Annotated in this window: 11 protein-coding genes; 8 read left to right on the plus strand and 3 right to left on the minus strand. The window is 42.7% G+C overall.

All coding sequences use genetic code 11. The annotated features are described in order from the left end of the window. Positions 1-112: 112 nt before the first annotated feature. The 3 genes from ACQKFG_RS12235 to murC all read left to right on the plus strand — a co-directional run bounded on the left by ACQKFG_RS12235 (position 113) and on the right by murC (position 6,130). Positions 113-1,300: an amidohydrolase gene (locus ACQKFG_RS12235; RefSeq protein ID WP_353872825.1), complete on the plus strand. Its 1,188-nt coding sequence runs from the start codon at positions 113-115 to the stop codon at positions 1,298-1,300. 399 nt (positions 1,301-1,699) lie between these two features. Next, positions 1,700-4,540 (plus strand): DNA translocase FtsK, encoded by a 2,841-nt coding sequence (locus ACQKFG_RS12240; RefSeq protein ID WP_427559240.1) that lies wholly within the window; start codon positions 1,700-1,702, stop codon positions 4,538-4,540. Between the two features lie 285 nt (positions 4,541-4,825). After that, complete coding sequence (gene murC, locus ACQKFG_RS12245) at positions 4,826-6,130, plus strand: UDP-N-acetylmuramate--L-alanine ligase (protein WP_349727816.1); 1,305 nt, start codon at positions 4,826-4,828, stop codon at positions 6,128-6,130. A 55-nt stretch (positions 6,131-6,185) separates the two neighbouring features. On the opposite strand, the gene ACQKFG_RS12250 is transcribed toward murC, so the two are convergent. Next, entirely contained in the window at positions 6,186-7,298 is a 1,113-nt protein-coding gene (locus ACQKFG_RS12250; RefSeq protein WP_427559243.1) for an aminopeptidase, read from the minus strand. A gap of 227 nt (positions 7,299-7,525) precedes the next feature. Here ACQKFG_RS12250 and ACQKFG_RS12255 point away from each other — a divergent pair, with 227 nt between their 5' ends. The 5 genes from ACQKFG_RS12255 to ccpA all read left to right on the plus strand — a co-directional run bounded on the left by ACQKFG_RS12255 (position 7,526) and on the right by ccpA (position 12,063). After that, positions 7,526-8,035, plus strand: coding sequence for a DUF948 domain-containing protein (locus ACQKFG_RS12255; RefSeq protein WP_427559245.1), 510 nt, complete (start codon positions 7,526-7,528; stop codon positions 8,033-8,035). 49 nt (positions 8,036-8,084) lie between these two features. After that, entirely contained in the window at positions 8,085-8,657 is a 573-nt protein-coding gene (locus ACQKFG_RS12260; RefSeq protein ID WP_192206085.1) for a YtxH domain-containing protein, read from the plus strand. A gap of 129 nt (positions 8,658-8,786) precedes the next feature. Further along, a complete protein-coding gene (gene ytxJ, locus ACQKFG_RS12265; protein ID WP_192206084.1) occupies positions 8,787-9,113 on the plus strand; it encodes a bacillithiol system redox-active protein YtxJ in 327 nt (108 codons plus the stop codon). A 487-nt stretch (positions 9,114-9,600) separates the two neighbouring features. Then, a complete protein-coding gene (locus tag ACQKFG_RS12270) occupies positions 9,601-10,677 on the plus strand; it encodes a bifunctional 3-deoxy-7-phosphoheptulonate synthase/chorismate mutase (RefSeq protein ID WP_034309244.1) in 1,077 nt (358 codons plus the stop codon). Between the two features lie 381 nt (positions 10,678-11,058). After that, on the plus strand, positions 11,059-12,063 hold the full coding sequence (gene ccpA, locus ACQKFG_RS12275; protein ID WP_192206083.1) for a catabolite control protein A: 1,005 nt from the start codon (positions 11,059-11,061) through the stop codon (positions 12,061-12,063). A gap of 80 nt (positions 12,064-12,143) precedes the next feature. Here the strand turns inward: ccpA and ACQKFG_RS12280 are convergent, their stop codons facing one another. Next, on the minus strand, positions 12,144-13,325 hold the full coding sequence (locus ACQKFG_RS12280; protein WP_427559249.1) for an acetoin utilization protein AcuC: 1,182 nt from the start codon (positions 13,323-13,325) through the stop codon (positions 12,144-12,146). Further along, the gene (locus ACQKFG_RS12285) at positions 13,318-13,968 is read right to left on the minus strand and encodes an acetoin utilization AcuB family protein (protein WP_349727818.1); all 651 of its coding nucleotides are present in this window, start codon (positions 13,966-13,968) and stop codon (positions 13,318-13,320) included. The genes ACQKFG_RS12280 and ACQKFG_RS12285 overlap by 8 nt, the downstream gene beginning before the upstream one ends. Positions 13,969-13,970 lie beyond the last annotated feature (2 nt).

A 13,970-nucleotide genomic window follows, 5' to 3' on the forward strand; every position in this document is an offset into this window, starting at 1 on the left:
CCCTTCTCTGTCCTTTTTTAATTGGCTTTATGCATACAAAAGGTTTGCAGCGAACATGGAACTTACTAATATACCAATCAACTTAAAATAATGGGGGAGAATGATCGTGAATTTGAAAAGCAAATTAATGAACATGCTGGAAGCCCGTAAAGAGGAAATGGTTCAAATCCGCCGTCATTTACACGAGAATCCGGAGCTATCCTTCAAAGAAGAGAAAACGGCAAAATATATCATTGATTTTTATAACGGGAAAGATGTATCGATTCAAACGAATGCAGGAAATGGATTAGGGATCATCGTGACGATCGAAGGCGGGAAACCAGGGAAAACGATAGGTCTCCGTGCCGATTTCGATGCACTGCCGATTACAGAAGAAGCGGAGGTTCCGTTCCGTTCAAAAAATGAAGGTGTCATGCATGCCTGCGGACACGATGGGCATACCGCTTATTTATTGGTACTGGCTGACTGCATCATTGAGCTGAAAGATTCCCTATCAGGTACGATCAAAATAATTCATCAACATGCAGAAGAAACACCTCCTGGTGGAGCAAAGAGCATCATGGAATCAGGGGTTTTGGATGAACTGGACGCTGTCTTCGGAATCCATTTATTCCCTTCGCATCCAGCAGGGGTCGTCGGGTATCGCAGCGGCTATTCGATGGCTGGACGGACCTATTTCAAATTAGCCATAAAGGGTGTAGGCGGCCATGGTTCCTCCCCGCATATGGCTAATGATACCATTGTGGCAGGCGCCCATTTCGTGACAGCCATACAAACCGTAATCAGCCGTCGCTTGAACCCATTTGATATGGGAGTAGTCACAATCGGCTCCTTCGATGGAAAGGGAAGCTTTAATGTCATTAAAGATCGTATAGAAATTGAAGGGGATGTCCGTTATATGACGGCAGAGACCCAGCAGCTGATCGATAAGGAAATCCACCGGATCGTTAAAGGGATAGAAACGGAATTTGATGTTCAGTGCGAGCTTACATATGTGCCCGATTATCCTCCGTTATATAATGACCCTGAACTGACTGGATTCGTGAAAAATAGCCTGGAAAGCATGAATGACAATGATATTAAGAATGTTGTGGAATTTCCGGTTTTCTCAGGTTCGGAAGATTTTTCGTATTATGCAGAAAAGATTCCTGGCTGCTTCTTTTACATTGGCTGTAAACCGAAAGGAGTGGAGAAGGCCTATTTCAATCACCATCCTAAATTCGACATTGATGAAGATGCCCTTTTGATCGCCTCCAAATCAGTGGCGCAGGTTGTATGCAGTTTTTATGAATGGAAATAGTCTTCTTTGGTCTTTGTTTGCAAAAAAAACGCAGAAACCCACAAAACACCGTTCGGTATTAACGAACGGTGTTTTATGGGTTGCGGCATGTATTTGAATGCCGCCGGCGGTTTTCTGCTTCCAAGGTTGCATGAAAACTTAATCTCTTTGTAAACGCGATTTAACAGCGGTGTTTTATTTAAATAGTAGACTAGGAGCTAATGTTAATTCGCAATTGATAGGTTTAATCTCATTCCAGAAGGGGTTTAATAGGGTAGGAGTTCTGCGAACTCCGTTAAGTTAGCAGGAATGCGATAAAAAAATAGATGCTAATCCCAATTCAGCTTAAATTTTCTCGATATTTTTAAAATAACTGGTAGAATTAGTTACATAACTACAGATGTAGAAAGAGTGATAGTTTTGAAATGGCTAAATAAGATGAAAAAATGGTTCCAAGCAGAGGAAATTATTGAAATCGAAGAAATAATTATAGATGAGCCGCTAGATGAAGAGACATTAAAGAAAATGGATTTTTCAAAGCTTTCGAAGTCAAAGAAAGAAGAAATAAAAGTTTACAATCAAAAAGTGGAAAAAATGTCCCAGACCCCAGACCCGGATACGAAAATCCTGTTTCAATATCCAAAAGGACAGTTCAAGTTTCCGCTCATTCCAGACCGGGAGCAGAATAAAAGAAAGCCTAGGGAAAGAAATAGGGAAGAAAATGAACCCAAACAGGGGAAAAATGTGACCAAGGAAACAACGAAAAGGCCTGTAAGGGATAGTGAACCAAAACGGAGAAGTTTCGACCGGGAGGAAACCTCAAAAATAGTCCCGTCAAATACTCCATTCCGCCCAACGGAAATCCCTTCACCCATTTATGGGTTCCGTCGTCCGGAAAAAAAAATAGTCCCATCTGAAGAAATTGTCGAATATGAATTAGAAAGCAAAATGCCCATCCCTAAAAAAGAAGGAGCCGATATCGAGATTCCGGTATCGATCCTTGAAATTCCAAAAGAAGTGTCACATGAGGAAATGACGATAGAGCCATCCGTTCTTATACCGGAAAAAGCGGAAGAAAAAAGGGAAGATTCGGAGATACCCGCTTTCTTTCGCAGGAATTCCATAGAGTCACTGCCAGAAGAAGCAGTAAGCGAGCCTGACATAATTGAGCCTGCGGTGGAAAAAGAGGCTATTGAACAGGACCAGGTCGATTATGGACGCGAAGTCGCTGTATCCATCATCGAACAGGCCGACGACACACCGCCTGAAGCTATATCGGTACCGGAGGAGGTTGCTGCACAATCAAATCAACCTTACGTCAGTCAAGGGACACTGCCTGAAGATCCATCAGAGGCAACACCTGAAGGGCAGCCTAAACGTCCGAAAAAACATATCCCATTCAATGTGATGATGCTTAAGCAAGACCGGGAAAAAAACAGCTTCATGGATAAGATGATGCCGGAAAAAAAAAGCCTTAATTCGGAAAGGGCAGTAGATTCACCTGATAAGCGGCCAATGAATGATGCTGCTGAAACGGAGGCAGGACAAGCGAAACCATCCGCCATTCCTGAACGGAAACAGGAGGAGGGCAGAGTTATGCCAAAAGAGGGGACTCCGATCATTAAATCAACCTTTTTGGACACGAAGGCTGGTTCGGAAACCGCCGCCGAGCCTGAAAATACAGTTGAATCCAATATGGGTTCCAGTTCGGTCTCTAGGCCGCTCTTGGAGCAGGAACCCCTTTCTGGAAATGGGTATCAAGAAGCAGTTTATACAGAGGCGGCAACAGAAAGTGGCCAGGGCGATACCACAGCAGTTTATGGCTCCGTGGAAGCGGAGGATAATCCATATTATGTGTTTCCGAATATCGAATTGCTGACACCTCCCACTTATGCTGTGCATGATGATGAGTGGCTCGAGGAACAGACTTTATTACTTGATGAGACATTGAAAAATTTCAATGTCCGTGCAAAGGTCGTCAATGTCACTCAAGGACCGGCAGTAACCCGTTTCGAGGTACATCCGGAACCGGGAGTGAAGGTGAATAAGGTGACGAACCTGATGGATGACATCAAATTAAGCCTTGCTGCACAGGATATGCGGATGGAAGCGCCCATTCCCGGTAAACATACAATTGGCATCGAGATTCCGAACAGGAAAAGCAAACCGGTATTTTTGCGTGAGGTTTTGGAAAGTACTGAGTTTCAAGAGCATGAATCACCGCTTGCTGTCGCTTTAGGACTCGATATATCCGGTCAGCCGATCATCACGGATTTGAGAAAGATGCCGCATGGATTGATAGCCGGGCAAACGGGATCGGGGAAAAGTGTCTGTATCAACACGATGCTGGTCAGCTTGCTGTATAAAGCGACGCCGCAGGAGTTGAAATTACTCTTGATTGATCCGAAAATGGTCGAGCTCGCCCCTTATAACCGGATCCCGCATTTGGTCAGTCCAGTCATAACCGATGTGAAAGCCGCTACGGCTGCGTTGAAATGGGCTGTAGAAGAGATGGAACGGCGTTATGAATTGTTTGTACATGCTGGTGTGCGTGATATCACCCGCTTTAATGACCAAGCGGAAAAAGCCGGTCAATATTCAAGCAAGCTGCCTTATATCCTGGTGATCATCGATGAGCTTGCGGATCTAATGATGATGTCCCCGGCTGATGTAGAGGAAGCGATTTGCCGGATTGCGCAAAAGGCCCGTGCCTGCGGCATCCATTTGATTGTAGCCACTCAAAGGCCTTCAGTCGATGTCATAACGGGATTGATCAAGGCAAATATCCCGACAAGGATCGCTTTTTCAGTTTCTTCACAAGTCGACTCCCGTACAATCATCGATAGCGGCGGTGCAGAAAAATTATTGGGAAGAGGAGATATGTTATTCGCTGAAAACGGCTCATCGAAAACGGTGCGCCTGCAAGGGACTTTTGTGAGTGATGAAGAAATCGATCAAGTCGTCAACCACGTTAAACTGGAACAGCAGCCGAAGTACCTGTTTGAACAGGAAGACTTGCTGAACAGGGCCGAGGTCACGGAAGAAGCGGATGAACTGTTTTTCGAGGCATGTGAATTTGTCGTGAGCCAGCAGGCTGCATCTGCATCGAGTGTCCAAAGGCGCTTCCGTGTCGGCTATAACCGTGCAGCGCGTCTAATAGAAATGATGGAGCAACGGGGAGTCGTTTCCGAATCCAGGGGCTCAAGGCCCAGGGATGTATTGATTACGGAAGAAGAACTGGAATTTTTACATGTTAATTAAGAGAACCTAATAAAAGGAAATTGAATATAATGTGAAAGGGTGAAAACCCTTTTTTATCACCTTAATTGAGGGAAAAACCAATGATTTGATAAATTGGCATCTGCCTGACATGGATGAATGAATAAAAAAGTGATATAATAGTTTTTTGTTGATGAATGATTGAAAATAAGCGCTTGAAAAACCTATTAAGAATTGCGTTACTAACAAGTCTCGTAATGGAAAAAACAAATAAAAGATGACGTCATATACTGTCATACAGGTAGACGATTGGTGGAGGTTCGCTTTATGACTGCTTACCATTTTGTGGGAATTAAAGGGTCGGGTATGAGTGCTCTTGCACAAATACTGCATGATATGAATATTGAAGTGCAGGGTTCCGATTACGAAAAAGAATTTTTTACACAATTGGCATTAGAAAAAGCCGGGATTAAAATCCTTCCTTTTAACGAGGAAAATATTCAACCTGGAATGACCATCATTGCAGGAAATGCGTTTCCGGATAGTCATCCGGAAATCATGAAGGCAAAAGAACTTGATTTGCCGATTATCCGTTATCACCGCTTCCTAGGTGATTTCATGAAAAACTTCATTAGCGTGGCCGTTACGGGAGCGCATGGTAAAACATCGACGACCGGCTTGCTTGCCCATGTTATGGGGGGCGCTAAACCGACATCCTTCTTGATTGGGGATGGAACGGGTAAAGGAATCGTGAATTCTGATTACTTCGTATTCGAAGCATGTGAATATCGCCGTCATTTCCTTTCCTATTATCCGGATTATGCAATCATGACGAATATCGATTTTGATCATCCTGATTATTACGCCAATGTCGAAGACGTGTTCGAGGCTTTCCAAACGATGGCCCTTCAAGTCAACAAAGGCATCATTGCGTGCGGGGATGATGAGCATTTACCACATATTCAGGCGAAAGTACCGGTTATTTTTTACGGATTTGCAGAAGGAAATGATTTTCAAGCGAAAAATGTTTCCGTCACTCCGGATGGCACGACTTTTGATGTGCATGTAAGGAACAATTACTATGATACATTCACTATTCCTACTTTTGGAAAGCATAATGTATTGAATGCACTTGGTGTCATTGCACTTTGTAAATATGAAAACTTGGATACGGAAGCTGTGAAAGCCCAATTGCGGACTTTTGGCGGAGTTAAACGCCGGTTCTCCGAAAAGGAAATCGGAAGTCAGATCATCATTGATGATTATGCACACCATCCGACCGAGATCTCTGCAACTGTCGACTCGGCTCGTCAGAAATATCCAGAGCGTGAAGTTGTTGCAGTATTCCAGCCACATACTTTCTCGAGAACGCAGGCATTCCTGGATGAATTCGCCGACAGCTTGAATTTGGCCGACAAAGTATACTTATGTGAAATTTTTGGATCTGCTCGTGAACATCAAGGGAAGTTATCGATTGAAGACCTTCAAGATAAGATTCCCGGTGCCGAGCTGATTACGGAGAACACAACATCGAAATTGCAACATCATGAAAACAGTGTCGTGTTATTCATGGGTGCGGGGGACATTCAAAAGTTCCAGGCAGCCTACGAGCATTCACTGCAGGTAAAATAAAAAAAACGACCATCCGTTAGTAGCGGGTCGGTCGTTTTTTTTATTGGTTTTTATGTTATTTCAAATTTTCAGGATTTAAATTTTCCAGTTCCGGTAAAACGAAGCGGCCGTCCTTACGTATCAAGACGTCATCAAAATGGATTTCCCCGCCGCCATATTCAGGCCGCTGGATATTGACCAGGTCCCAGTGAATGTCTGAATGGTTTCCGTTAAAGGCATCATCATAGCATTGCCCGGGAGTGAAATGAAAACTTCCATCAATTTTTTCATCAAAGAGGATATCTTGCATCGGGTGTAGAATATATGGATTTACACCAATTGCAAATTCACCGACATATCGTGCGCCTTCATCAGTATCAAAAATTTTGTTGATGCGTTCCGTATCATTCGCAACCGCTTCAACGATTTTTCCATCCTTGAATGTCAACTTCACGTTTTCAAAAGTAAAACCCTGATAAGGGGACGGAGTATTATACGAAATCACTCCATTGATGGAATCTTTAACCGGGGCCGTATATACTTCACCGTCAGGAATGTTCAGCTCACCCGCACATTTGATGGCTTTGATGTCTTTGATGGAGAAGGTTAAGTCCGTACCGGGCCCAGTTAAGCGGACCTTATCAGTTTTATCCATCAATTCAACAAGATTGTCCATGGCTTTGCTCATTTTGCCATAGTCGAGGTTGCAGACTTCGAAATAAAAGTCTTCGAATGCTTCTGTGCTCATTTTGGCTAATTGGGCCATTGAATTTGTCGGGTAGCGAAGTACGACCCATTTTGTTTTTGGCACGCGGATATTTCTATGTACTTTACCGACTGTCTGTCCATGAATCGCCATCTTCTCTGAAGGGACATCGGATTGTTCATTGATATTATCCCCGGCACGAAGCCCGATATAAGCATCCATCTGTTTCATTACGTTTGCTTCAAATTCACCCATCAACTTGTACTGTTCTTCTTTGGCACCCATCAGCAAGGCACGATCCACTTGGTGATCCTTTAAAAGGACGAATGGGTAACCACCTGCTGCATAGGCTTCATTCACAAGTGCGTTAACAAGTTCACGCTGCAATCCGAAGTTTTCGATCAAGATTCTTTCACCTTTTTGAAGCTTCACGGAATAATTGATTAAGTTTTTGGCCAATGTACCAATTCTGGGATCTTTCATAAAAAATACCTCCATTGTTTAAATTCGACTTATCTTTTCTATCATACCCGATTTCCTGCCATAAGTGTCACCCATGAATTTACGGAGGAACTGGATGCAGACAACAATATTTCCAGATTAGGGTTTGATAGGGTATATTGAAAAAATAAATAAGTTTATAATAATAGGGAAGGGGTAATTAATATTTAACAGCTATTAATTAAGTCGATTTTTTCGGAGGTGTTCCAATGGAGATTATTTTGTACGTAAGTGCTGCAGTTGCAGCGATAGCTTTTTTGGTACTTGTCATTTTTCTAACAAAGGTACTGACATCACTTCAAACTACCCTGGACAGTGTGGCCCGGACGCTGACAGGACTAGAGAGCCAAATGCAGGGCATAACGCTCGAAACTACTCAGTTATTACATAAAACGAATACGTTGGCTGAAGATTTGCAGCAAAAGTCGGAAAACCTGAACACGGTGGTGGATGCAGTGAAGGATGTAGGCACATCCATCTCTAACTTTAATTCTTCCATCCAAAAGGTTTCCCATAAAGTGCAGGCTGAGATTGATAATAATCAAGAACGAATCTCACAAATTGTACAATGGAGCAATGTAGCCATGGAGATCAGGGACAAGTGGAAGGCCAGAAGCAAACAGGCTGCCCCGACGCCTACTGAAAGGGCGGAGTTAGAAAGGGAAGCGCTTGAAACAGATAACCTGCCTAAAAAAAGGTTTTTACGTTCTAGATCTTAAAATCTAGTTAAATAAAAAAATGAACTGAAAATTGAAAGGGGAATGTATTATGACTCAAAAAGAATTTCCGACAAAAGATTATCAGAAATCATATGAGGACGAACGCGACTCGATCAATTCTAAGGACTTTATGATTGGCGCCTTGATTGGCGGCATGATCGGAGCGGCAACAGCTTTATTCATGGCTCCGAAAACAGGCAAGGAATTAAGGAATGATTTCAATGAACAAGCTAGAAACATTTCAGAGAAAACAGAAAGATTAAGACAAACGGCGATGGAAAAAGGGACAGTCCTTGCTGATACTGCAAAAGAAAAAACGAGCTCTGTCACGGAAATCGTTTCCAATAAATCTTCAAATATCGTCAATAAAGTGAAAAGCCTAAAAACGGGAAAAGAAAACGGGGACGCAGCTGATGATACGACGAATTCCAGCAATAAGGATATAGATGTGACCGGAACTACCGATGCTCCTATCGTATCCGTCGAAACGAACTTTGCTAACGGCAATGACTCGGAAAATAATCCTGCAGATCCTACAAGCGGAAACAAGAATGCTGCAAAATTAAAACTTGATGAAGCGAAAAAGGCATTTGATGAAACAGAGAATAATCTAAAGAAATAAATTCCTTGGATTCCTTCAATGGGGATGAAGAGGCATAAAGGGACGAAGAATAAGGCGGTGGAGTGCTTTGATGGCTTCATCGCCTTTTTGATGGTAAAATTTATATGGACAAGGAAAGGAGATTGTTTTATGGTCATGAGTAAAATCGAAACAGAAGAACAATTCAATGAGCTTCTAAAAGAGGATACATTCCTGCTTTTCAAGCATAGTGTAACATGCCCGGTCAGTGCTGAAGCATTTGAACAATATCAGAGGTACATCTTGGAGAACGAGCAACTTAAAACGGCCTATTTAGCCGTTCAGGAAGCTCGTCCACTATCTAATTATGTGGCAGAAACATTTGATGTCAAACACCAATCACCTCAGGCCATCCTTTTTAAAAGTGGAAAACCTGCCTGGAATGAATCTCATTGGCGGATTACATATGATTCATTGAGCAAGGCCATTACTGAATGAATGAAGGCCGGATCCCTTTAAGGGGTCCGGCCTTTTAATGTTCCATTTGGTGGCCATGGGAATTTTAAACGGTCTCCAGGGGAACCCTTTTCTTTAAAGGCCCTTCCTGTTAAAGTGGCAGACGATTTGATCATGTCCAATACTCTTTAAGATAAAATATCGATTAAATTATAGCTTTCTTGTTCTATTTCCAATATAATTCCTACAATGGATTGTTCCAATATTCAGTCTAATTCGGTTTTCCTGAATGTAACACCTGATTTTATGCATTCGTAACTTTAATGCTTAAAAGCGTTTAATTATTAAAGAAAAATATAGTGACATTTATGGACACTTCATTTATAATTGATTTAATCATACATGAAATATTCTAAATTTTTCATTGATAATACAATCGGGGTGGACGTTCGAGGATCCAGATGGGATTTTTTTAGTTGGAGTCCGCTGAACCGATTTCTATTTTAAAAAACGAAGGGATGGATATGTAATGAGCAACAAAGAGCTTGATGGACTTCGTAATCAACTGGATGATGTGAACCTTCAGTTATTACATCTTATTAATCAACGTGCTGAACTTGTACAGGAAATTGGTCGCGTTAAAGAAAAACAAGGTGTAAACCGTTACGATCCGGTCCGTGAAAGAACAATGCTGGATCTTATCGAAGCCAATAATCAAGGGCCGCTTGATCTTGGTTCGATTAAACATATTTTCAAAGAAATCTTTAAATTAGGCTTGGAGCTGCAAAAAGATGATCAGAAGAAAACGCTTCTTGTATCAAGAAAACAAAAGGCTGAAGACACGATCATCGACATTAAAGGTGAATTGGTAGGTAACGGAATCCCTAGCTTCGTTTTCGGACCATGTGCCGTTGAATCTTATGAACAAACGGCTGCGGTGGCGGAAGTCATTAAAGCTAAAGGCCTGAAATTGATGCGCGGCGGTGCATTTAAGCCACGTACATCTCCATATGACTTCCAAGGGCTTGGTTTGGAAGGTTTACAAATACTTAAACGTGTTGCTGATGAATACGGCTTGGCTGTCATCAGTGAAATCGTGAGTGCCAACGATATTGAAGCGGCGATCGATCATATCGATGTCATCCAAATCGGTGCGCGCAACATGCAAAACTTCGACTTGCTAAAAGCTGCAGGTGCTGTAAATAAACCAGTTCTTTTAAAGCGTGGACTGGCGGCAACGATCGAAGAGTTCATTCATGCAGCGGAATACATCATGTCGCAGGGCAATGGCAACATCATCCTTTGCGAACGCGGTATCCGTACTTACGAAAAAGCAACAAGGAATACACTTGATATCTCAGCTGTACCGATTTTAAAACAAGAAACTCATTTACCAGTCATGGTTGATGTGACGCATTCAACTGGACGTCGCGATCTTCTGCTTCCTACAGCTAAGGCGGCTCTTGCAATCGGTGCTGACGGTGTTATGGCTGAAGTGCATCCAGATCCTTCCGTTGCTTTATCGGATTCTGCACAGCAAATGGACTTCAAACAATTTGATGAATTCTACGATGAAATTAAACGTTTGAACTGGGTAACTGTATAAGCCAAGAAAGTCTTTAAATGATCTACTTACGGCCCTTACCAACTTGGCAGGGGCTTTTTTTAATGGTAAAATACTAGTTTTTACAGAAAAAGCTTCGAAATAAGCACTATTGGATTGCAGGAAAGATTCTACTATCGTATGATAAATAACAAGAATGAGAACTGTTCGGAAGATTGAGTCATACATAAAGTGATATCTATGTGGATTTTATACTTAAATAGGGTATTGAATATTTGACTGAGAAGAGAGTAGGACTGCATTTTTGTTAGGCAGGTCGTTCCTAAAATAATCTTCCTTATAGAGAAAAACGCATAAAAGATCTTTTTCCGAAATAATTCGGGTCTTTTATGGGGAAAATGAAAGAAATGGAGGAATGGATGAATGAATAATATAACCATTTATGATGTGGCGCGTGAGGCGAATGTTTCTATGGCCACCGTTTCCCGCGTAGTTAACGGGAATCCAAATGTAAAGCCTGCAACAAGGAAGAAAGTTTCCGATGTGATTGAGAAGTTAGGGTATCGTCCCAATGCAGTGGCAAGGGGACTTGCCTCAAAGAAAACGACTACAGTCGGGGTCATCATCCCGGATATCTCGAGCATCTTTTTTGCTGAATTGGCACGGGGCATAGAAGATATAGCCACAATGTATAAATACAATATCATTCTTAGCAGTTCTGATGAGAATATAGATAAGGAATTCCATTTGCTGAATACGATGCTTGGAAAACAAGTGGATGGTATCGTGTTCATGGGCGGCAACATCTCTGATGAGCATGTCAAGGAGTTTAAGAATTCACCGGTTCCAATCGTTCTGGCGGGTTCGGTGGATGAAAGCGGGCAAGTTCCATCGGTTAATATTGATTATGAGGCGGCGGCATTTGACGCAGTGACATTCTTTGCTAATAAAGGTCACAAGCATATCGCTTTTGTAAGCGGAAACCCTTCCGCGCTGATTAATGAAATGAAATTGACTGGTTATAAACGAGGATTGAAAGAAGCCGGTCTTTCATTTGATGAAAGTTATATTGTTGAAGGGGATTATACATATGATTCAGGAATTGAATCTTTTGAAAAGTACCTGGAAGTTGAAGACAGACCGACGGCATTCATCGCCGGTGCTGATGAAATGGCTCTTGGAATTGTCCATGCCGCACAGGACAAAGGGTATAATGTACCGGAAGACTTTGAAGTGATCAGCTTCGATAACACGAGATTGACCTTGATGGTGCGTCCGCAAATCACCACGATCGTTCAACCTTTATATGACATTGGTGCGGTTGCGATGAGGCTCCTTACAAAGTTGATGAATAAAGAACAAGTGGAGGAAGGTCTTGAAAAAGTGATCCTCCCGCACCGGATTGAAAACCGTCAATCAACGAAATAAACTTGTTTGGAGAGTGTCCCGGAGGACACTCTCTTTTTATTTCCCAACCCGAACAAAAAGGATCGTTTTTCAAAGATCTTTTAACTTTGTTCATTGCTTTTCGACGTTTGCTTGGAAGACCTGATGGGATAAAGGGCCTTTTCAAGCGTCAGGGCATTCTTCTCGGTAATTTCAGGCTTCCTCGGAATCGGTTCGTAAATATCCTCCATATCATCCCATTCATCCGGCAGCGTGACAGGGGATTCAGGCTGCCAGCAATCGAGCCATTCCTTTGATAGGGGACCGGATATATCATTGTTCGTCATTTCAAGCCAGACCCTCGCCCAAGCCCTCGGAACGACGCGCCATATATCATATCCGCCGCCGCCTACTGCAATCCACCGTCCTTCGCAGAACTTATGGGCCATTTCGTGGGCCAACTTTGGTATTTCCCTATAAATCTTCATGGTGGCAGATAAATGGGTGAGCGGATCGTAATAATGGGAGTCGGCCCCGTTTTGCGTTAATATGACATCCGGTTTGAAGAATTCAATGACCTCCTTAAAGGATTCCCTATAACATTCGAGCCAGGATTCATCTTCAGTGAACGCATCGACCGGGATGTTGAATGAATAGCCGTAGCCTTTTCCCTGGCCCCGCTCGTTAATATTGCCGGTGCCGGGAAATAAGTAGCGCCCCGTTTCATGAATGGATAGGGTGCATACATCGGGATCATCATAAAATGACCATTGGACTCCGTCACCATGATGTGCATCGGTATCGACATACAAGACACGTGCCCCATATTTATTTTGCAGGTATTTAATCGCGACCGAACTATCATTGTAAATGCAAAAGCCTGACGCCTTCCCCCGGAAACCGTGATGCAGGCCCCCGCCAAGATTAAGTGCGTGCTGGGACTGACCGGTCATGACGGCATCCACAGCCGTCAAGGTACCGCCTACAAGCAATGCACTCGCTTCGTGCATTTTGGGGAAGATAGGGGTATCCTCTGTTCCCAGTCCATAATTTACTGCCTTTTCAGGGGGGAGCTTTCCCTGGCCCGCCAGTTTGACAGCGTTTACATAATGGTGATCATGGATCAGTTCCAATTCTTCATCGGTAGCCATTCTGGGCTTGATAATTTGATCATCATGGATGGCATGGTGTTTTTTTAATAAATCAAGCGTGAGTTTAAGCCGCTTTTGATTGAATGGATGTTCATCGTTGAATTTGTAGGTAAGCAGTTCATCCGAATAGACGAAAAGGGATGTATCATTCATGTGAAATCCCCGGTAGGCTAGGCCATAAAACGGTATAGCCTTCTTTCTTCAAATCCTCCACCACCATAAATGGATTCATCGTCTGTACACGAATTACAAGAATTTTATAATCGCTTCCATTTTTTTCAGGATAAACAAGGGTGCTCAGGATATTCGAATTGCGCCTTTTGAAAATATGGGCAATATCATGAAGGGAACCTGCCTTATCCGGGATTCTGATTTCAATTTGGGAACCGGGCTGATTGACTCCAGTCAACTCAACGTATGAATGAAGTAAATCGGAACCGGTTATGATGCCCACTAACTTCCTTCCCTTTACGATTGGAAGGCAGCTGATATTGTTATCACAGAAAACAGCCCCGATTTCTTCCACGAAATCCAGCGGGTGCCCCGTAATTATTTCCGTTTTCATGATGCTTGATAATGGTTTTTGTAAATCATTTTTGTATTCTGCGGTACGGAATATAGAAGGTGCAGCATCCCGAATATCTCGGTCGCTGACTAATCCCACAAGATGATAGCTGTCATCGACAATGGGTATATGGCGAATTCGCTTCTCCTTGATGATCATGACAGCGCTATGGATTGTATCTGTTGGAGTGAGGGTGATAATATCCTCATTCATTATTGTTTCTACAATCATTT

The sequence above is a fragment of the Peribacillus sp. NPDC076916 genome (assembly GCF_050269675.1).
Taxonomy (GTDB): Bacteria; Bacillota; Bacilli; order Bacillales; family DSM-1321; genus Peribacillus; species Peribacillus aracenensis.